The 19789-nt window shown below is 60.5% G+C and carries 20 protein-coding genes; 6 read left to right on the top strand and 14 right to left on the bottom strand.

The genetic code is table 11. The features are described from left to right. Window positions 1-93 precede the first annotated feature (93 nt). The 4 genes from ygiD to WEU32_RS06345 form a co-directional block, all read right to left on the bottom strand. On the bottom strand, window positions 94-849 hold the full coding sequence (gene ygiD, locus WEU32_RS06360) for a 4,5-DOPA dioxygenase extradiol (protein WP_406853267.1): 756 nt from the start codon (window positions 847-849) through the stop codon (window positions 94-96). Between the two features lie 4 nt (window positions 850-853). Next, window positions 854-1456: an NAD(P)H:quinone oxidoreductase gene (gene wrbA / locus WEU32_RS06355; protein WP_406853265.1), complete on the bottom strand. Its 603-nt coding sequence runs from the start codon at window positions 1454-1456 to the stop codon at window positions 854-856. 84 nt (window positions 1457-1540) lie between these two features. Further along, window positions 1541-2032 (bottom strand): hypothetical protein, encoded by a 492-nt coding sequence (locus tag WEU32_RS06350; RefSeq protein WP_406853264.1) that lies wholly within the window; start codon window positions 2030-2032, stop codon window positions 1541-1543. After that, entirely contained in the window at window positions 2029-2931 is a 903-nt protein-coding gene (locus WEU32_RS06345) for a D-alanyl-D-alanine carboxypeptidase family protein (RefSeq protein WP_406853263.1), read from the bottom strand. Before WEU32_RS06345 ends, WEU32_RS06350 begins: the two co-directional genes overlap by 4 nt. Before the next feature lie 146 nt (window positions 2932-3077). Here WEU32_RS06345 and WEU32_RS06340 point away from each other — a divergent pair, with 146 nt between their 5' ends. Genes WEU32_RS06340 through WEU32_RS06325 form a run of 4 tightly spaced genes read left to right on the top strand, consistent with a single transcriptional unit; the run spans window position 3078 to window position 6516 of the window. Further along, on the top strand, window positions 3078-4430 hold the full coding sequence (locus tag WEU32_RS06340; protein ID WP_406853262.1) for an MFS transporter: 1353 nt from the start codon (window positions 3078-3080) through the stop codon (window positions 4428-4430). Next, window positions 4427-5239 (top strand): nucleoside triphosphate pyrophosphohydrolase, encoded by an 813-nt coding sequence (gene mazG, locus WEU32_RS06335; protein WP_406853261.1) that lies wholly within the window; start codon window positions 4427-4429, stop codon window positions 5237-5239. Before WEU32_RS06340 ends, mazG begins: the two co-directional genes overlap by 4 nt. Next, on the top strand, window positions 5236-5841 hold the full coding sequence (locus tag WEU32_RS06330; RefSeq protein WP_312813511.1) for a DUF1643 domain-containing protein: 606 nt from the start codon (window positions 5236-5238) through the stop codon (window positions 5839-5841). Before mazG ends, WEU32_RS06330 begins: the two co-directional genes overlap by 4 nt. Next, window positions 5842-6516 carry an HAD family hydrolase gene (locus tag WEU32_RS06325; protein ID WP_406853260.1) on the top strand — a complete coding sequence of 225 codons (675 nt, stop codon included), beginning with the start codon at window positions 5842-5844 and terminating at the stop codon, window positions 6514-6516. Here the strand turns inward: WEU32_RS06325 and WEU32_RS06320 are convergent. From WEU32_RS06320 to dusB, 7 genes are all read right to left on the bottom strand, one after another. Further along, window positions 6513-8144 (bottom strand): Na+/H+ antiporter, encoded by a 1632-nt coding sequence (locus WEU32_RS06320; RefSeq protein ID WP_312813515.1) that lies wholly within the window; start codon window positions 8142-8144, stop codon window positions 6513-6515. The genes WEU32_RS06325 and WEU32_RS06320 overlap by 4 nt on opposite strands. A 1-nt stretch (window position 8145) precedes the next feature. Next, window positions 8146-9459, bottom strand: a complete 1314-nt coding sequence (gene hflX, locus WEU32_RS06315) for a GTPase HflX (protein WP_406853259.1) — start codon at window positions 9457-9459, stop codon at window positions 8146-8148. Continuing rightward, window positions 9460-9705, bottom strand: coding sequence for an RNA chaperone Hfq (hfq, locus tag WEU32_RS06310; protein WP_167177865.1), 246 nt, complete (start codon window positions 9703-9705; stop codon window positions 9460-9462). A 98-nt stretch (window positions 9706-9803) separates the two neighbouring features. Then, window positions 9804-10664, bottom strand: a complete 861-nt coding sequence (locus WEU32_RS06305) for a D-amino-acid transaminase (RefSeq protein WP_406853258.1) — start codon at window positions 10662-10664, stop codon at window positions 9804-9806. Beyond that, a complete protein-coding gene (locus WEU32_RS06300; protein ID WP_406853257.1) occupies window positions 10664-12070 on the bottom strand; it encodes a sigma-54-dependent transcriptional regulator in 1407 nt (468 codons plus the stop codon). The genes WEU32_RS06305 and WEU32_RS06300 overlap by 1 nt, the downstream gene beginning before the upstream one ends. After that, complete coding sequence (locus tag WEU32_RS06295) at window positions 12067-14328, bottom strand: ATP-binding protein (RefSeq protein WP_406853256.1); 2262 nt, start codon at window positions 14326-14328, stop codon at window positions 12067-12069. The genes WEU32_RS06300 and WEU32_RS06295 overlap by 4 nt, the downstream gene beginning before the upstream one ends. Before the next feature lie 53 nt (window positions 14329-14381). Next, entirely contained in the window at window positions 14382-15380 is a 999-nt protein-coding gene (dusB, locus tag WEU32_RS06290; protein WP_312813524.1) for a tRNA dihydrouridine synthase DusB, read from the bottom strand. 64 nt (window positions 15381-15444) lie between these two features. Between dusB and WEU32_RS06285 the strand changes: the two genes are divergently transcribed. Continuing rightward, the gene (locus tag WEU32_RS06285) at window positions 15445-16596 is read left to right on the top strand and encodes a bifunctional 2-C-methyl-D-erythritol 4-phosphate cytidylyltransferase/2-C-methyl-D-erythritol 2,4-cyclodiphosphate synthase (protein ID WP_406853255.1); all 1152 of its coding nucleotides are present in this window, start codon (window positions 15445-15447) and stop codon (window positions 16594-16596) included. On the opposite strand, the gene WEU32_RS06280 is transcribed toward WEU32_RS06285, so the two are convergent. Beyond that, window positions 16593-17903, bottom strand: a complete 1311-nt coding sequence (locus tag WEU32_RS06280; protein WP_406853254.1) for a diguanylate cyclase domain-containing protein — start codon at window positions 17901-17903, stop codon at window positions 16593-16595. The genes WEU32_RS06285 and WEU32_RS06280 overlap by 4 nt on opposite strands. A 160-nt stretch (window positions 17904-18063) precedes the next feature. On the opposite strand from WEU32_RS06280, the gene WEU32_RS06275 reads away from it, so the two are divergent. Continuing rightward, the gene (locus WEU32_RS06275) at window positions 18064-19056 is read left to right on the top strand and encodes a YihY/virulence factor BrkB family protein (RefSeq protein ID WP_312138139.1); all 993 of its coding nucleotides are present in this window, start codon (window positions 18064-18066) and stop codon (window positions 19054-19056) included. Here the strand turns inward: WEU32_RS06275 and WEU32_RS06270 are convergent. Further along, window positions 19022-19261: a sulfurtransferase TusA family protein gene (locus WEU32_RS06270; protein WP_406853253.1), complete on the bottom strand. Its 240-nt coding sequence runs from the start codon at window positions 19259-19261 to the stop codon at window positions 19022-19024. The two genes, WEU32_RS06275 and WEU32_RS06270, sit on opposite strands and share 35 nt — an antisense overlap. After that, the gene (locus WEU32_RS06265; RefSeq protein ID WP_406853252.1) at window positions 19258-19764 is read right to left on the bottom strand and encodes a CinA family protein; all 507 of its coding nucleotides are present in this window, start codon (window positions 19762-19764) and stop codon (window positions 19258-19260) included. Before WEU32_RS06265 ends, WEU32_RS06270 begins: the two co-directional genes overlap by 4 nt. Between the last annotated feature and the right edge of the window lie 25 nt (window positions 19765-19789).

Below are 19789 nucleotides of genomic sequence, written 5' to 3'. Positions count from 1 at the left end.
AGAAATGGCGCAGATCATACGATCTGCGCCATTTTCTTTAGACAGCCTACGGATCAGCCGATCCGCACTGCTTTCCTGCCTAGGTCGCGCGGATCAGCCGATTCGCACTCCGGTCATCGAAATAGAGCCACCCACGACCTCGTCATTGAAGAAGGCGACAGGTTCGCCCTCCTCCTGCTGGGCCGCGACATAAAGCAACGGCAGATAATGTTCGTCGGTCGGCACTGACAGTTGCGCATTCTCGGCCAGATGCACCCAGTCGATCAGGGCGTCGTGGTCACCGCGCAAAAAGGCCGCTTTCACCGCCTCGTTAAAGTCGGTCGCCCAGTCATAGGGCTCTCCGCCATCGCGCTTCCACGTCCTCAGATTGTGCACAAAGTCACCCGAGCCCGCGATCAGATAGCCTTCGTCCCGCAACGGCCTTAGAGCCTTGGCCAGTTCGTAATGGCCGCGCGTGTCCATGTCGCGGTTCAGCGACAACTGCACCACCGGCACATCGGCATCGGGCCACACGTGGGCCAGAACCGACCACGTGCCGTGATCCAGACCCCACTGGTCTGTTTGCACGGCGCCGGTCAGTTCCGACACTCGGGCCGCCAGTTCAGGCGAACCGGGTGCCGGATACTGCATGGCATGCAGCGCAGGCGGGAAACCACCAAAGTCATGGATAGTTTCCGGCTGCGCCATAGCGGTCACGCCCAGCCCGCGTGTCTCCCAGTGGGCGGACACCATAACCACGCCCTTGGGTTTACCGAGTTGCGCGCCCAGGGCCTTCCAGCCGTCGGCGAACTCTCCCCCCAGAGCATTCATGGGCGATCCATGCCCAAAGAAGATTACGGGCTGTTTCATAACCTTAACCGTGAAGTTTCTTGGCGATCTGCGCGATATGCTGGCCTTGGAAGCGTGCGCCATCCAGCTCGATCTGGTTAGGCATACGCGAACCGTCGCCCTTGGTCAGGGTGGTCGCACCATAGGGCGAGCCGCCAACGATCTCGTCCATGTTCATCTGGCCTGCGAACGAATACGGCAGACCGACAATCATCATGCCGTGGTGCAGGAAGAAGTTGTGCAGGCCGCTAAAGGTGGTTTCCTGACCGCCGTGCTGGGTCGCCGAGGCGGTGAACGCACCACCGACCTTACCGATCAGCTTGCCTTGCGCCCACTGGCCACCGGTTTGATCAAGGAAGGCGCGCATTTGCGATGCGGCCGAGCCAAAACGTGTGCCTGCGCCGATGATGATGGCGTCATAGTTTTCCAGATCGGCCACAGTGGCGATCGGGGCTTCCTGATCCATCTTGTAATGGGCGTTGCGGGCCACTTCTTCCGGCACAGTTTCTGGTACGCGCTTCACATCGACAATAGCGCCTTCAACCTGACCGGCACCTTCGGCAACAGCATAGGCCATCTGTTCGATATGGCCGTAGGTCGAATGATAAAGCACGAGAATCTTGGGCACTGGAAACTCCGGAAAATAGAACATCGCGCCATTCAGTAACAGCACATGTTCCATTTAATGGCTTCACCCTGACGCGCAAGTCACTCAGGCAATTATTTTATCATCCGGCTCCCGACCGATCGGGCAAACGCGATCATAAAACAGCATGTCCGCCGGCACCTTCATCCCGCGCGACAAGCGAAAGCGGTGTTCGACCACCATGGCCTGCTGCTCGATATTCAGCCCGTCCCAGTGACACATATCGCTGACCGGATAGATATAGGACGCCGTGCTGTCCCCGGCCCTGATCTTGGCGAACAGCAGGTTCACGCCCTGCTGGGCCTGCCAGACATGCACCATCTCGTGCACAAAGATCGCCTGTATCGCCAAGGGGGCCAGCGCTATGTCCGCGTGATAATAACGGTCCGGCCACGATATCCATTCGCGCCCGAACCACCGCCCCGGCACAAAGGCCCGCACAAGCGGCCATGGAGAACGGAACACCCGCACCCGATCCAGACCTATAGCCGTGCCGAACACCTCGCGGGCCAGTTCGCGCTCATTAAACGTCAGAGGTCGGATACGGGGGAATTTCAAAGGGCGGAACCTCCGGGCGGGCCTACCCATTCCCAGTGCCACGGCTCGAAGGCATAGGGCACAAAGCCGAACCGTTCGGCATTCTTGACCAGCCAGCGATAGGTCTGGGTCTGGGTCATATAGCGACGGTTGTGAGAATGGGTTGAATCCACGCCATAGCCCAGTAAATGCCCGACATAGATATCCAGCGCCGTCCCCGTCCGGTGCGCCGAACAGGCGGCGCGGCGCACCCCGTCGCAATTGCCGTCACGCGCACAACGGGCGGCATCCGCCTCCGGATCGCGGAAGGACGAGAATATCTGCAACAGTTCCGGCTGGGTTGCCATTTCAGGCACCTCGCGACGGGCAGCCGCCACCATTTCGCGATAGGCCTCCAGCACATCGCGACGGGCCATGCGCGTCATCCGTTCGGCATGTTCTTCACCGGCCAACAGATAGGACAGGTCGGCTATCGGCGGCGGTGACGGGCACTCCCCGCGAATACGCGCCAGAATGAACGGTCTGCGCTCCTGCCACAGGCCACGGAACACAGCAAAGGTCGCAGCATCGAACTGGCCGTTAGACATCAGGCCTTGCCGGATCTGGAACAGGGACAGCTTTTCCGCAAAGGCCGAAGATGTCGGGTCACACCCCGTCCCCAGCTCTTTCTGGATCAGCGGCACATAGGTTTCCCAACCCATTTCGTCGGGACCAAATGGCGACCACTGCATCGCATACAGATTGATACTGTTGGCCGATGCCGCTTCACCAAACGTATCAGCCGCACGATCACAGATTTCTGCTTCTACGGCTGGCGCACCTTCGGCCGTATCCTTGACCAGCGCCATGGCCGGAGCCACGGACAGAGCCACAGCCAGACCTGCAATCGAACCTGCCCCCCAACGAAGCGCAGACCGCATTTTGAATCGCAAAGACATGTGCCCAAGGAGGCCCGATTGCGCCGCCCTTCGCAACCCCGTTCATCGATCTTCAATCTGTCCTCGCACCAGACGACAGATCAGACCATCATACAGGCTCTGTGAATCGCTGATGCGGATACCTGCACATGTCCACCAGCCCGCGCCGTTCCAATGCCGTTCTGGCAGCCTTTAGCGGACCCTGCCTGCCACTGGCCGCATTCGGCGTGGCCCTGCCCGTTACCTTGCCAGAGTTTTACGCCACCCATATCGGGCTGGAACTGGGTGTGGTAGCCGCCGTCTTTATGGCCGTGCGGCTGATTGATATCGGCTTTGATCCCTTCATCGGCTGGGCCATGGACCGCACCCGCACACCCATGGGCCGTTACCGCCCGTGGATGTTGGCATCGGCTCCTATTCTGATGATCGCGGCCCTGATGATGTTCGTCATGGCCAAGCCCGGCGATGGTCCGGTCTACCTGTTTGGCTGGCTTTTGTTCCTCTATCTCGGCTTTTCGATGGGGACGCTCGGCCAGATGGGATGGGCCGCCGTCCTTGCCCCCGAATACAACCAGCGCAGCCGCGTTTATGGCTGGTGGCAGGTGTTCAATATCATCGGCGTGATCCTGATCCTTGTCTTGCCGACCATCGTGGTGCGTGGCGGTTTCGGCACCTATGCCGACGGCGTAAAGTGGATGGGTTGGGGCATTATCGTCGCCCTGCCGGTTACGCTGGCCATCGCCTATTTCGCGGCGCCCGAGCCGCCTCTGGCCTCGGCCAAACCGCATGGCGGTATCCGCACATGGCTGGGCCTGTTCAAGCTGAAGACCGTGCGTAAGCTGCTGCTGGCAGACCTTTTGCTCGGCATCGCGCCGGGCATTACGGGGTCGATGGTGTTCTTCTTCTTTGGTCAGGTGAAAGGCTATGACCACGCCTCGGCCTCCATCTTCATGCTGCTCTATTTCATGGCAGGACTGGTAGGCGCGCCGTTCTGGGCGTGGCTGGCCACGCGCATTGGCAAGCACAAGACGCTGGCGGTTTCGTCCATCGTCTTCGCCGTCTTCTATGGGCTGGCCTGTCTGGTCCCCGGAGGAAACTTTGCCGTCACAGCGGCGGCCATGTTCATGGCGGGCCTGCCCTATGCCGCCGCCCTGTTCTTGCTGCGCGCCATGATGGCCGATGCCGGTGACGAGGTACGGCACGAAACCGGCGAAGACCTGACCGGCCTGATGTTCTCCATCCTCGCCGTCACCACCAAGATGGGCCATGTGTTCGCACTGATCCCCTATGCCATCCTTCAGGTCGTCGGCTTCAAACCACAACAGACACCTGCGGAAAATGGCGAGTTCGCCATCCTGATGTTGCAAATCCTGTTTATCGCCGTGCCTGCCCTGCTAATGGCGGCGGCAGCGATTGCCGTGCGGAACTATCCGCTGACTGGCGCACGCCATGATGAAATCCGCGCCGCACTGGCGCTCAGAGACGCCGGAACGACTGCATGACCCATCCTGTTGACCGCCTGAAAGAGATTATGGTTCGCCTGCGCGACCCGAACGGCGGCTGTCCGTGGGATGTGGAACAGACCTTCCAGACCATCGCGCCCTACACCATCGAAGAAGCCTATGAGGTCGCCGACGCCATCGAGCGTAACGACATGGACGAGCTTCGCGTCGAACTTGGCGATCTGTTGTTCCAGGTCGTGTTCCACTCGCGCATGGCCGAGGAAGCCGGTCACTTCAAACTGGAAGACGTGGCCGAAGCCATGGCCGACAAACTGGTGCACCGCCACCCGCATGTGTTCGGCGATGAAACCGCAAAGGATACCGGCAGCGCCCAAAAGGCCCGCTGGGAAGACATCAAGGCCGCCGAGCGCGTCGCCAAGGCCCAGACAGGCGTGCTGGACGATGTGCCGGTCGGCCTGCCTGCCCTCACCCGCGCTGCCAAGCTGACCAAACGTGCGGGCCGCGTTGGCTTTGACTGGCCGTCCGTCGATGAAGTGTTCGACAAGATGGCCGAAGAGGTCGAGGAACTGCGCGTCGAGATCAAGGCCGGCGACAAGGAAAAGGCCAAGGAAGAGTTGGGCGATCTGCTGTTCGTCATGGCCAACCTCGCCCGCAAGTTAGAGATCGAGCCGGAAGATGCCCTGCGCGGTGCCAATGCAAAATTCGTTCGCCGCTTCGAGTTCATCGAGGCCGAACTGAAAAAGGACGGCCGCACGCCGGAACAGTCCGACCTTGCCGAAATGGATGCCCTGTGGGACGCCGCCAAGGTCGCCGAGAAAGCCCCAGAACAGGCCCCCGAACAGGCATGAGCAAGAACAAGATACTGACGGACCAGCTTGATCTCATCCCGCCCGATCCCACCCAGCAGCACCAGCACGACCCCGGCGGCAAGGTGCGGATGGCCTTGATGGCCGGTGTACGCGGCGATGCCGAGTTCAGCGAGGATGGCCGCCACCGCACCCTGATGCGCCGCTGGCTGGGCGATGCCTTCCCCGACCGCTATGTCCTGTTCATCGGCATGAACCCGTCCACCGCCGATGCCGAGGTCAATGACCCCACCTGCGCCCGCGAATGGACCTTTACCCAGCGCGAAGGCTTTGCCGCGATGGTGAAGGCCAATGTGGGCGATTACCGCGCCACCCATCCCAAGATGCTGCTGGAAGACGGTGTGATCGTCTCGTCACCCGCCAACCTGCCCGCCATTCGCGAACAGGCCAAGGGCGCGGCCCGTGTCATCCTGTGCCACGGCAAGCTGAACAAGGCACTGGTGCCCGCTGGTAAGGCGCTGGTCGAAGCTCTGACCGAGGATGGTATCGACATCTGGTGCTTTGGCACTAATGGCGACGGCAGCCCCAAACACCCGCTTTATCTTCGCGCCGACACGCCTCTGGTCCGGTGGATGCCCAAATAAATGCAACACTCCGGCTTTGATCTGATCATCTTCGACTATGACGGGGTCGTCGCCGACAGCGAGTTACTCAGCAACACCGTCATGGCCGAAGTCCTCAGCGAGATCGGTCTGCCAACCACGCTGGACGACGCCCTATCCACCTATCTGGGCAAACGATGGCTGGATTGCGAGGCGCTGATTTCAGAGCGTCTGGGTGCCCCCTGCCCGCCGGATGTTCACACTGAGTGGACGCGCCGCTGTCACGAACGCGCCCGAACCGAGCTGATGACGGTGACAGGTTTCGACGCCTTTCTGGCCAGCCGGTCCGAGCCGCGCTGTATCGCCTCGTCCAGCCCACCCGACTGGATCGAGCTGGGTTTGCGCCGGTTCGGTGCCTATGAAACTTTTGCTGGCCCGATCTACAGTGCCGCCGTCCACGTCACGCGCGGCAAGCCCCATCCTGACCTGTTCCTCTATGCCGCAGACGCCATGAATAGCGCCCCCGAACGCGCACTGGTGATCGAGGACAGCCCGACGGGCGTATTGGCTGGCGTGGCCGCAGGCATGACGGTCGTCGGCCTTTGTGCCGGTGGCCATATTCGCGGGGACCACCCCGAACGTCTCAAGGCGGCAGGCGCGAATCAGGTATTCAGCAGCTATGCAGACCTGACCGACTGGATCGCCAGGAGCAGCTAGACCAAACGGATTTCCTGAAGGTCGATCTCGCGGATCAGTTTGCGGACCGTCTCTTCATCGACAAGACGTTTGCGGGCCAGTTGCACCAGTTCAGTGCGCTGGGCGGTCAGCGCCAATAGAGCCAGCTCGCGCTCCAACTGCTCCATCTGATGATTGCGCACGGATTCATTGTCGTCCGCCCCCGAGAACAGCTCGATCTGGTGACGGTAAACCTCCATCAGTCGGGCCACCACAGCCGCATGTTCATCCGCCCGCACCCCCGCACCTATGGCGTCGCGCTCGGCCTGTTCCAGTGCGCGGATAGCGGCCAGAGCCGCAGCCTTGCGCGCACGATCTTCGACGGTATAGGCGTGATCCTCTGGCGGCATCTCGACCCCCTTCAGCAGGATCGGCAGGGCCACACTGGCCACTACCAGCGACACAATAATCACCCCTGCCGCCAGAAAGATCGCCAGATTTCGCGCCGGTAGAAGCGTTCCATCAGCCACAAAGAACGGCAGGGTCAAGATACCGGCCAGCGTAATCGCACCACGCACCCCCGACAACGACATGACCGCCACCAGACGCCAGCGCAGTTTGGGCCGCTCGCTTTCGCCTTTTTTGCGACTGAAAAGGGTCAGGCGCAGCGTCGCCCATACCCAGATAAACCGCAGCGTCGCCAGAACCCCGACAATGGCCAGCACATAGACAGCCAGCCACCAGACCTCTTTTTGCGGCGTGGTTTTAATCACCTCGGCGGCACGGGCCAGAATGGACGGCATCTGCTCGCCAAGGATCACAAAGATCAGGCCGTTGGCGGTAAACTGAACCGTATCCCACACCACCGCACGTCGGATGCGCGTGGCCGCCTTGGCCGTCCCCTCGCGCTCGGTAAAGCTCATGGTGATACCGGCCGCGACTGCCGCCAAAATACCTGACGCATGGATGGCTTCGGCTGCCAGATAGGCCGCAAAGGGCATCAGCAGGCTAACCAATATCTGGCCGCCAACATCCTCGCCCCAGCGTCGGCTGATAAAGCCCTTGACCAGATTGATCGACAGACTGACCACGACACCAACGGCAATACCGGCCACAGCCAGCCATGCAAAAGTGCCAACCGCATGGGTCAGGGAAAACGCGCCTGTGGTCGCCGCAATCACGGCGATCCGCATGCAGGTGAGGCCTGTGGCATCGTTCAGAAGGCTTTCACCCTCCAGAATATGCATCAGGCGCTTGGGCATGGGGCTGCGCCCCGCAATGGCGGACACCGCAATCGGATCGGTCGGCGACAGTATCGCTGCCAAGGCAAAAGCCACCGCCAGCGGCATGGCAGGGATCATCCAGTGAATGAAGAAGCCCAGCCCCAACACTGTAAACACGACCAGCCCCATGGCCAGTTCAAGGATGACCTTGCGATCGCGTAACAATGCAGCCTTGGGAATACGCCAGCCATCAACAAACAGCAGCGGCGGCAGGAACAGCAGGAAGAAAATTTCCGGCCTCAGATCGACGCTTTCACCCGTCATCATCACCACACCCGCCCCCAGTGCAATCTGCACCAGCGGCAAGGGCATACGGGTGATCCGCGCCACCCATCCCGACAGCACAACGGCCAGCAGAAGGAACAGCGCGGTCTCGATCAGTTGCATATCAGTCCAGAATGTCGGGGTAGGAACTTTCGAAACGGCCCAAGGCTACAGGGTGCAAACGCACCGTCACGCGGATTGTGCCATCTTCTTCAACGGCACGATGCGTCACACGACCGTTCTCGTACAGCCATGCCAGCACATCGCCGCGCCATGACGGGATCAGGATGACACTTTCGGGGTCATCGTCGATCAGATTGGCAATAGTCTCGCGAAGAACATCTGTACCCTCGCCCGTCCATGCGGACACGGCCACGGCCTTGCCTTCGCGTGACAGGCGCTCGGCATGGCCCAGCACCGTCTCGCGAGCCTCGTCGTCCAGCAGGTCGATCTTGTTCCAGACTTCGAGGATGCGGCGGGTGCGGCCTTCCGGCGTTGCGATCTGCCCCAGTACCTCTTCGACATCCTTGCGCTGGGCCTCGGTGTCCGGGGATGCAATATCGCGCACATGAAGGATCAGGTCGGCCTCGCCCACCTCTTCTAGCGTGGCGCGGAAGCTTTCCACCAGTTCGTGCGGCAGATCGGAGATAAAGCCGACGGTATCGGCAATGATCGCCGGTCGCCCCTGCGGCAGTTTGATGGTGCGCTGGGTCGTATCCAGCGTCGCAAACAGTAGGTCCTTGGCGAACACTTCCGAACCTGTCAGGCGGTTGAACAGGGTCGACTTGCCCGCATTGGTATAGCCCACCAGAGCCACAGCGGGGAAAGGCACACGCTTGCGGGCCTTGCGGTGCAGGCCACGCGTGCGGCGCACTTCTTCCAGCTCGGCCTTCAGGCGCACAATACGGTCGGCGATAAGGCGGCGGTCGATTTCGATCTGGGTTTCACCCGGACCACCGGTCGAGCCGGTGCCGCCGCGCTGGCGCTCAAGGTGGGTCCATGTCCGCACCAGACGCGAGCGTTCGTATTCCAGACGGGCCAGTTCGACCTGAAGCCGCCCCTCGCGCGTGCGGGCACGGCGGCCAAAGATTTCGAGGATCAGGCCGGTGCGGTCGATAACCTTTACGTCCCAAGCCCGTTCAAGGTTGCGCTGCTGAACCGGTGTCAGTTGGTCGTCAACGACCACAGCTTCGGCGTCGGCGGCGCGGACCAGAGCGGCCAGCTCCTCGACCTTGCCCGACCCGAACAGGGTCGCAGGCGTGACACCGCGCAAACGCACGACTTCTTCCGCCTGAACATCCAGATCAAGCGCACGCGCCAGACCGACCGCCTCTTCAAGACGGTCGGCGGCGTGACGCGACGTTTCGGAACCCCTGTCGGGGTGAACAACAACCGCCCGAATGAGCGGAACGGCGTGGTCAATAAGTTTGGAAGTCAATCAGTCTTCTTCGGTTTCGGGCTCGAACATCTGCACCGGACCGGCAGGCATAATGGTCGAGATGGCATGTTTATAAACCAGTTGGGACTGGCCATCACGACGGAGAAGCACACAGAAGTTGTCGAACCAGGTTACGATGCCCTGAAGCTTGACGCCATTGACCAGAAAGATGGTCAGCGGAGTCTTGGTCTTGCGGACGCTGTTCAGGAAGGTGTCTTGGAGGTTCTGGCGTTTGTCTTGCGACATGGCAGGTTTATCCTGTTCTTCGTTATTGGGATGCCGGTTTCGGCCCGGGTTTGCCCCGAGCCGACATTAAACCTTGCATCAGGATTGGCGGCAACGCCTTAAATGGCCTCTCGTCGCGCCTGCGCAAGATAGACCTGGCGCAAAAGCGTGGCGATCGGGCCGGGCTTGCCTTCGCCGATCTTTTCGCCGTCCAGCGACACCAGAGGCATGACAAACGACGATGCCGCCGTCACGAACAGCTCCTTGGCGCGCTTGGCCTCTTCCAGAGAGAAGGCCCGTTCGTCCAGTTCGATGCCTTCCTCGGCCACCAGCTTCATGATCGCCGCGCGGGTAATGCCGCGCAGGATGTTGGCCTGTGTGTCGCGGGTGCGCAGCTTGCCGTTTTCATCCACGATCCACGCATTGGTCGAGGAGCCCTCGGTCACCATGCCCATCTCGTCATAAAGGATGGCCTCATAGGCTCCCTTTTCGCGGGCCGCCTGTTTGGCCAGTGCGTTGGGCAGAAGACCGACAGTCTTGATATCGCAACGACCCCAGCGGGTATCTGGATGCGACACCGCCGCTGCACCCTTGGCCGCCAGCGCCTCGCCCTTGCTCAGGTCAATCGGTTTGGAGGTCACAATCACACTGGGGGCCACGCCCTTGGGGAAGGCATGATCGCGCGGTGCCGTGCCACGGGTGATCTGGATATAGACGATACCGTTGCGCACGCGGTTGCGGCGAATGGTTTCGCGCAACACGACGCCCAGAGCCTGTGCCGTCATTGGAATGTCGATACGCAGTTCGGTCAGGCTGCGGCCCAGACGCTGCATATGGCCTTCGTAATCGGCCAGCTTGCCGTCAAAGACGGACCAGACCTCATAGACGCCATCGGCGAACTGGAAACCGCGATCCTCGATATGGACGACGGCATTGCCATGGGCCTGATAGGTCCCGTTTACATAGGCGACCCTAGACATCAGGCGCCCTCTCCTTCTTGATCATCACCACCACGGGACGGCGAAACGCCCAGCGACTTCAGCTTACGATGCAGGGCCGAACGCTCCATGCCGATAAAGGCTGCGGTGCGTGAGATATTGCCGCCAAAGCGCATGATCTGCGCCGCCAGATAGTCACGCTCGAACACTTCGCGTGCCTCGCGCAGAGGCAGCGCAATAATGCGTTCATTGCCAAAGCTGCTGGACGAGTTCGACGCCACTTCCTGCGGCAACATCTCGGCACTGATCGGCTCCGACACGTCACCGGTGGCCAGGATCAGCAGGCGTTCGATATTGTTACGCAACTGGCGCACATTGCCCGGCCACGGATGCACTTGCAGTACGGCAATCGCATCCTCGCCCAATTGACGACGCGGCAGGCCTTGCGAAGACGAAAGCGTCTCGACGAAATAATCGACCAGTTCGGCAATATCCTCGCGGCGCTCGGACAGAGGCGGTACACGGATCGGCACCACATTCAGACGGTGGAACAGGTCCTCGCGGAAACGCCCTTCGGCGATTTCCTCTTTCAGGTCCTTGGCGGTCGAGGTGATGACACGCACATCCACCTGAACGTCCTGCTCGCCACCGACACGACGGAAGCGCTGGTCCACCAGAACGCGCAAAACGCGGCTTTGGCTCTCGCGCGGCATGTCAGCCACGTCATCCAGATACAGGGTGCCGTTATGGGCGCGTTCAAACACACCGATCTTGGCGGGACGGCCATCCGAGCCTTCTTCGCCGAACAGTTCCACATCAAGACGTTCCGGCGTCATGCCCGCCGCCGAGATTACCACGAACTCGCCCTTGGCACGCGGGCTGTTATCGTGGATCTGGCGCGCCACCAGTTCCTTGCCCGAACCGGGAGGGCCGGAAATCAGCACGCGGCTATTGGCAGGAGCCACCTTGGTAATGGTGTTACGCAGGTTTTGCGCCGCCACCGATTTGCCGATCAAACCCGTAGGCGTCATGGCCTGTGCCCGCAGACGCTTGTTCTCGCGCTTCAACGAAGCGGCTTCCAGCGCACGGTCAATAACAACCACCAGACGATCTGACTTGAACGGCTTTTCAATGAAGTCATAGGCCCCGCGTTTCAGGGCGCTGACCGCGGTTTCGATATTGCCGTGGCCCGAGATCATGACGACAGGCAGGTCTTCATCCAGCTCCTTGATGACATCCAGCAGTTCAAGACCATCCATGCCTCCGCCCTGCATCCAGATATCCAGAACAGCCAGCGAAGGCTTGCGCGCGCGAACCGCCGCCAATGCCTCTTCGGCATTGGATGCCGTGCGGACGTGGTGTCCCTCGTCTTCCAACAATCCCGAAACCAGTTCGCGGATATCGCTCTCGTCATCAACGACCAGAATGTCGGCGCCAGTAATCTTCATAGGGCCTCTCTCTTCATGTCACCGCCCGGCTTGCCTTCGGAAAGGCGCTGGGCCGATTTGATATTCTGACGAAGGGGAAAAACGAGGGTGACGCGCGCGCCCGACAGGCTTTCGGCATCCCCCAATCGCAATTCTCCTCCGTGATCCTCGCAAATACGCTTCACAATAGCCAATCCCAGACCCGTGCCTTTTTCGCGCGTGGTCACATAGGGCTCGGTCAAACGGTCCCGGTCTTTTTCCGGCAGGCCCATGCCATCATCCTCGATGATGAAACGGGCATAGCCGCCGGATACATCCAGTCGCGTCTCAATCCCCGGATGAGCTATCTCAGCCCCCGATGCCTTGTGCGCCGAAACCGCTTCACCGGCATTTTTCAGAATGTTGATCAACGCTTGACGCACCATGCGGCCATCGCAGTCCAGCACGGTTTCCGGCACAGGCTCGAAAAGATCAACACCGATATCCGGCAGAGCCACACGCTGGGAGAATACCGCCTCGCGCAGCATCTCGTCGGCGCGTTCTTGCGTAAAACGCGGCGCAGGCATGCGGGCAAACGAAGAGAACTCGTCCACCATGCGACCAATATCTCCGACCTGACGGATAATGGTTTCCGTGCAGCGGTCGAATATCTCGATATCCTCGCCCACCTTGTCGCGATAGCGGCGGCGCAGACGCTCTGCCGAAAGCTGAATCGGGGTCAGCGGGTTCTTGATCTCGTGGGCGATCCGGCGCGCCACATCGCGCCAGGCCGCATTGCGCTGGGCCGTAACCAGACGGGTGATGTCGTCAAAGGTGAGAACCATCTCGCCACCCTGACCACCCTCGATACGCACGCGCAGACGGCGGGTTTCGCCATCGCGGGTCACGTCGATATCTTCTTCGATATGGGCCTCACCGCGTTCGGAAAGCTCGCTCAACTCAGGCGAGACAGCCCCCAGTCTCTGCCCTTGAACATCCTCTTCCGTGATCGCCAGAAGATCGCGGGCGCTGTCATTAATGGCCGAGATACGGCCATAGCGGTCCAGACCGATCACGCCGGCACTGACGCCTGACAGCACGGTTTCGATAAAGCGCGAACGGGTCTGCGCCTCGACACTGGCCGAGCGCAGCGCCACCTGCTGGGTCTGGATGTCGTGGGTCATGCGGTTAAAGGCATCGGACAGGACAGCCATTTCCGCCGGTGCATCGGATGCATCCACACGCGCCTCGAAATCACCCGCCGACACGCGCTCTGCCGCACCGATCAATTGGCCGATCGGGCGCGAAATCGCATTGGCCGCCGACATGGCCAACCACACTGCGCCCACCAGAACCAGCAAGGCCGTTTCCAGATAGGCCAGCGCAAAGATGGCCTGAATCTGGGCGCGGCTTTCCTCGGCCTGACGATAGGCCAGAATGGATTCCTCGCCCGTCCGCATCCGCTGGATCAGTCCTTCGGCCAACGGGCGCACCACATACAGATAGGCGTCGCCATAGTCCGGCAGCGGATAAAGCGCACGGATACTGTCAGGATTTTCGGTGGCCGACGTGGGAGCCACCTCGCCATCAGCCAAAATCCGGAAGGCATCGGGCGGCGGCGCAACATAGGGTGGTGCATCGGGACGCTCACCACTGGCCAGAACCTCGCCTTTGCCATTGAGGATATAGACCGCCGGATAACCAAAGAAATCGCCGATCTGGGTCAAGGCACGGTTGAACTGGATACGGTTGTCGAACATGCCGCGAATACCGCCCAATTCGGTACTCATCGTCTCAAGATCACGTTCCAGCCCCGCACCGACATCGGCCACATAGGCCCGCCCGATCAGGGCACCATTCTCGACCGAGGAACGCACATTGGTACTGAACCACTGGTCCACACCCCGGTTGACCAGCACGCCAAACACCAGCGCGATCAGAACCGCCGGCACCACGGAAACGATAGAGAACAAAAACACAAACCGCAGATGCAGTCTGGCACCGGCTTCGTGGCGCACCCGGAACAGCTTCAGGACCTGTCGCCCGACTACCGCCGCCAACAGACCGATGACGGCCATATTGGCCACTAGTACATAAAGAATAACGCGAGCCGAGGCCGTACGCCCTTCGCCTGCCGATCCGGGAGACACGGCTACGATCCAGATCGCTAACGCCGTAACGATAAAGGCAACAGCATAGGCAAAGCCGAAGAATGCACGCGGACGATCAGCCCAGATGCGCCCTTTTACGGGGCGCTCTGCAGAAGGGTCTAAAACCTGTTCCGCGTGTGGTTCGCTCATAAGGAACTAGCTACGCCCAACTGTGGCACAAGTTCAACAGCATAGTTGCAGCTTTACCCCACATTGTTCAGCCAAAGCGCTCTAAGCGCCTCTTCGACCTCTTCCAGACTGTTTAATCTGCATAATCTGGCCTTGGCCTGACGCCGTTCCAGCGGATCCCCTGGCCATGGAGCTTGCTCGATATACCAGCCCAGATGCTTGCGGAACATCTTCAAGCCCAGCGGCAACTTATAGAAATCTGCAGAGGAACGCATGTGTTCGATGACGATATCGAATCGTTCCTGACGGTCGGGTTCGGCCAGTTGGGTACCGTCCTGAAGCGCCCGCTCCAGATGCGCCGCCAGCCACGGACGGCCATAGACACCGCGCCCCAGCATCAGGGCATCGGCACCGGACTTGTCCAGCGCCTCACGCGCCTGATCGGCCGTGATGATGTCGCCATTGACGACCACCGGAATGGAAACGGCCTGTTTGACCTCGGCAATCGCGTCCCAGTCGGCAATGCCGGTATAGAATTGTTTGCGGGTACGGCCATGCACGGTCACGGCCTTGACACCCAGTTCTTCGGCCTTTTTGGCCAGAACCGCTGCATTCAGGCTGTTCTCGTCCCAGCCCAGACGCATCTTGACCGTCACCGGACGGCTGACCGCCTGCACCACCTGCTCCATGATACGGCACGCTAGATCGGGCGTCCGCATCAGGGCCGAGCCACAGGCCGCGCCGGTGACTTCCTTGGCAGGGCAACCGAAATTGAGGTCGATAATGTCCGCGCCCGCCGCCTCCGCCATGCGCGCACCTTCGGCCATCTTGACGGGATCGCCACCGACCAGCTGAATAACCGTCAGCGGCAAACCACCGCCCACAGCCGCACGGCGCACCACATCGGGGCGCGCACGGGCCAGCTCTGCGGCTGCCACCATTTCGGTCGCCACATAGCTAGCGCCAAGCTTTGAAGCCAGCACACGGAAGGGAAGGTCGGTGATCCCCGTCATGGGTGCCATCAGCACCTTTCCGGCAATCTCGACGTCTCCGATTTGCAATCTCGAACTCATGGCGTCCTTAGCGCTGAAACCATGCCCTCTCGTCAAGTACGAAGGAGGCGCTTAGAAGGCGGACATGACCTTCTCTGCTATCATTGTGGCTGCCGGATCGGGTTCTCGCGCAGGCGGGGATAAGCAATGGCGTACCGTTGGCGACAAGCCGCTGATCCGCTGGTCGGCGCAAAGCCTGCTGGCCGCAGGTGCCAATCCGCTGGTTCTGGTACTGGCCGAAGGCGCTGAGGATCGCGCCCGCGAGGCCTTGGCGGGCCTCGACGGCTGGATATCGGTCACAGGCGGTGCCACCCGCGCTGATTCCGTAAAGGCTGGTCTGGCCGCCCTGAGCGATGATCGCCCCGTCCTGATCCACGATGCCGCCCGCCCGTTCCTGAAAGCTCACACTATCCACGCCCTGCTGGATGCGCTCGCGGATGCCGAGGGGGCCCTGCCCGCCCTGCCCGTCACCGACAGTCTGCGTCGTGGCGATGCTGATAATCTGATGGGCGAAGTCGTTGACCGCGAAGGGCTCTATCGCGCCCAGACGCCACAAGCCTTCCGCCCCTCCACCATCCTTGCCGCCTATACCGCATGGCCCCATGCCGATGCCCCGACCGACGAAGCGTCTGTCGTTCAAGCCCACGGCGGCCGTGTCCGTCTGGTGGCCGGTGAGGCCGATCTGTTCAAACTGACCTACCCAGAGGACTTCGCCATGGCTGAACGCCTGATCCCTGAGAATACCCGCCGAGTGACCCGCGTGGGCATGGGCTATGACGTTCACCGCTGGGTCGAGGGCGATGGCTCGGGCACCTGGCTGTGCGGCGTTCAAGTCCCGCACACCCATACCCTTCTGGGTCACTCCGATGCCGACGCAGGCCTGCACGCCCTGACCGACGCCATTCTGGGTGCCATCGCCGAGGGCGACATCGGTGACCACTTCCCGCCCAGCGACGACCGCTGGAAAGGTGCATCCTCGGATGCCTTCCTTGCCCACGCCCACGATCTGGTGAAAGCCAAGGGTGGCCAGATCATCAATGTCGATCTGACGCTGATTGCAGAACAACCCAAAATCAAGCCGCACCGCGCTGCCATGCGTCAGCGTATTGCCGACATTCTGGGTCTGGATCTCGGTGCCGTCAGCGTAAAAGCCACCACCACCGAAGGGCTAGGCTTTACGGGCCGTAACGAGGGACTGGCTGCACACGCCGTCTGCTCGATCGAAATGCCCGCCTAGGCCACAACCTTCTGGCGAGCATCTTCGACGGCCCGTTCCAGAAGCTGGATCGGGCTTTCGCCCTCTACCATTTCTGCGACACCGATATCGAATTCGATAATAAAGGGCGAGTGATCCTGTCCGGCCTCAAACGCCGTACAGGCAATCACAGCCGCGATACGTTCGGCCGCTTGAACCGCGGCGGTCTTGTCTGTGGCAGGCATCATCACCGCAAAGCTGTCCGTGCCCAGACTGGCCGCAGTATCCTCGACACGAACCAGACGCGAAATCATCGCTCCGATCTGTGGCAGGGCCATATCCAACCAACCGCCACGGTTGATCGTCGCCAGCATATCATTCTTGCGAACACGCAATACACACAATGATAAGGTCCGCTTGCGACGTTTTGTAGAAGCAAACACCCGCCCCAGATGCGATGCAAAAGGCTCGCGATGAAACAGGCCCGTAACCGAATCCGTCAGTTGCGACACCCGCACACTATCCAGCGCACGGCGAATAGCCTGTCGACGACGGTAATTGCTGGCCAGAGCCTGCACTCTTTCGGCAGTTTCTATCTCCGACACGCTCGTTGCCACCACATCGGCAAAACCACGCACATAAAGATCGGTTAGATTTACCTCGTCTCCATCCCGCAGATAAAGCACCAGCGGGATGTGATACAGGCGCGTATTACGCTTCATGCCCGACGCGATGGACATGGCCACAGCACGATTTTCGCCGCCCCATAAGATCGCCGCGTCAAACGCACGTTCGTGGAGATAATCAAAAGCTGTGTAGGGCGTTGGAGCAGCCACCACATCGACACCGGCCTCGCGCAAGCTGTTGCTCAGTGCCAAAAACCGCTCGTCTGCTGAACCGATGGCCAGCACCGAAATCGGCTGCCGGTCATGAACCACCTTGTGCAGATTGGCTCCGTGCTGGGCAAAGGTCTGGCACCGCAGATTAAACTCTTCTTCGGCGACTGCAGCGCGCACCAGATGCTCCAACCGCACCAGCGCCTGCGCGGGATGCGGCACATCGCGCATCCGCAAATCAACCTCGGTATCGCACTCTGCACCGACAGCCATCACCGGTAGATAGCGATCAGGTAGAACCGTCCGCAATCTGGCAAGTCCTGCCACAATATCCGCATCGTCAGTATCGACGATGATCGCATCATAGGCACGGGTTTCCAGGGCCATGACCGCCTGTTCGATATCGGCAGCCCATAACGTATCGCAGCCCTGAGCTTCCAATCCGGTTTGCAAGACGGCAAATATCGCTCGCTGGGGCGAAACCAGCAAAACCCGCATTGCAAAATCTGTCACGCCAACGGCCTGCATGCTCGCCGCCCCCAATTCCGTCATTTCAGCGGTCGCGCGGATGACGAACTCACCCTTACCTATCAAGTCTGCAAGCCTGACTGTAAAGTCACCTATAACATTTGCTCGGGTTTCCCTCTGCGACAAATAGTTTTATGGCGTGCAGATGCTGCCCAACGACAACGGGATTTCGCCAAAGCCTTCGTTCGAAGGTCAAAGCCGTCTCGCCTCTCTCCTCAGCCACCTGTCTCCCTTTTTCTGGGCTCCGCTTTTCGCCCGCGCGTTTGCACGCTCATGGGGGCGCGATGTGATGCTCTACACGGGCGGCGTGACCTTTTTCGCCCTTTTGGCAATGTTCCCGGCCGTCGCCATCCTGATCGGTTTCTACAAGGCCGTTCTCTCAATCGGTAATGTCAGCGAACAGGTCACAGCCATGGCTGAAACCGTTCCGACAGCCGCGCGCGCGCTGTTCTTGGTCGAGGTTGAACGCCTGTCTTCAGGTTCATTCCGGGCCATTTCCACGCAAAGCGCCATCGCACTGGCAATTGGTGGCTATGCGGCACACCGTGGTTTCAAAGCCTTGCTGGCTGGTCTGAACCTGATCCATGACGAGAAAGAACCGCACGGTTTTTTCAAGTTCAACATGCTGGCCTTTCTGGTCGCACTGGCCGCCTTTGTGCTGTTCACAGTCGTATCGGGTACCATCGTGACATGGCGCCTGATTGAACATGCCTATGCCGATGAATCCGTACGCCGCATCATGGTGCCGTTCGATGGTTTCTGGACCGCTATGGGCCTGTGGCTGGGCCTGACCATGCTGTACCGTTATGCCATGAGCCACAAGACGCGCGTGGCGTGGTCTGCGTCAATCATTGGCGGCCTGCTGGCCACCATTATGTCCGGTATTTTTTCGTGGTTGTGCGCCATCTATGTGGAACAGATCGTCCATCTGGGCGCGACCTACGGGTCGGTCGGGGCCGTGGTAGTGCTGTTGATCTGGCTGTCGTGGAACGTCAACGCCGTCTTTTATGGCGGTGCGCTGGCCACCGAGCTGGAACTGGTGTGGAAACCTAAGCTTGAAGGCGACACCTTCGCATTGGAAGCTGCGGCCAATGACAGCGTCGTCAGTCTGGACGCCCACCGCCAGTCTCGACAATAAGTCGTAGAACACCCTCGGTCTCGGTAATCTCGATCACCCGCCCACCCGTTTCCTGCATCAGGAACGGCACGTCGATCCGTGCCATAGGGTCAGTGGCCAACAGAACGATCACTTGTCCTGCCTGCATATCCTGCATGACCTTGCGTAAACGCAAGGAGGGTACCGGACAGCGATGACCACGGGCATCGACCTCCACCATGTTCATTGAGCCGTCCGATAATCCAGCGCCTGTGCCAACAAGCTCAGGGCCTGTTCCAATGCCGCCTGGCGCACTTTTTCACGACCCAAATCCCCAAAGCGGCGCTCGACATGCAGGACCTGCCCGTCAGGGCATGCTGCTGCAAAATGGACCAACCCCACCGGCTTTTCATCCGAGCCGCCCCCCGGCCCTGCAATACCGGTAATGGAAACCGAAGCGGACGCATCCGAATGCGCCACAGCCCCCATTGCCATGGCACGGGCCGTGGGTTCGGAAACCGCGCCATATTCAGCCAATATCTGTTCCGGCACTGCCAGCATCTGCATCTTGGCCGCGTTGGAATAGGTGACAAACCCGCGATCCACCACGCTGGATGATCCCGCGATTTCGGTCAGGGCCGCAGCGACCAAACCACCGGTGCAGCTCTCGGCCGTGGCCACCATCACACCCTTCTTGCCCGCCTTGGCCAGAACAGTTTTCGCCAGCGCCACCACATCTTCGCAAAACATCGCTATCAACTCTTTGACCAAACCG

The organism is Brevundimonas sp. BH3, assembly GCF_045345115.1.
In the GTDB taxonomy this organism is placed as follows: domain Bacteria; phylum Pseudomonadota; class Alphaproteobacteria; order Caulobacterales; family Caulobacteraceae; genus Brevundimonas.
The sequence above is the reverse complement of the archived record's forward strand: the minus strand, read 5'-3'. Positions and strand labels throughout refer to the sequence as shown.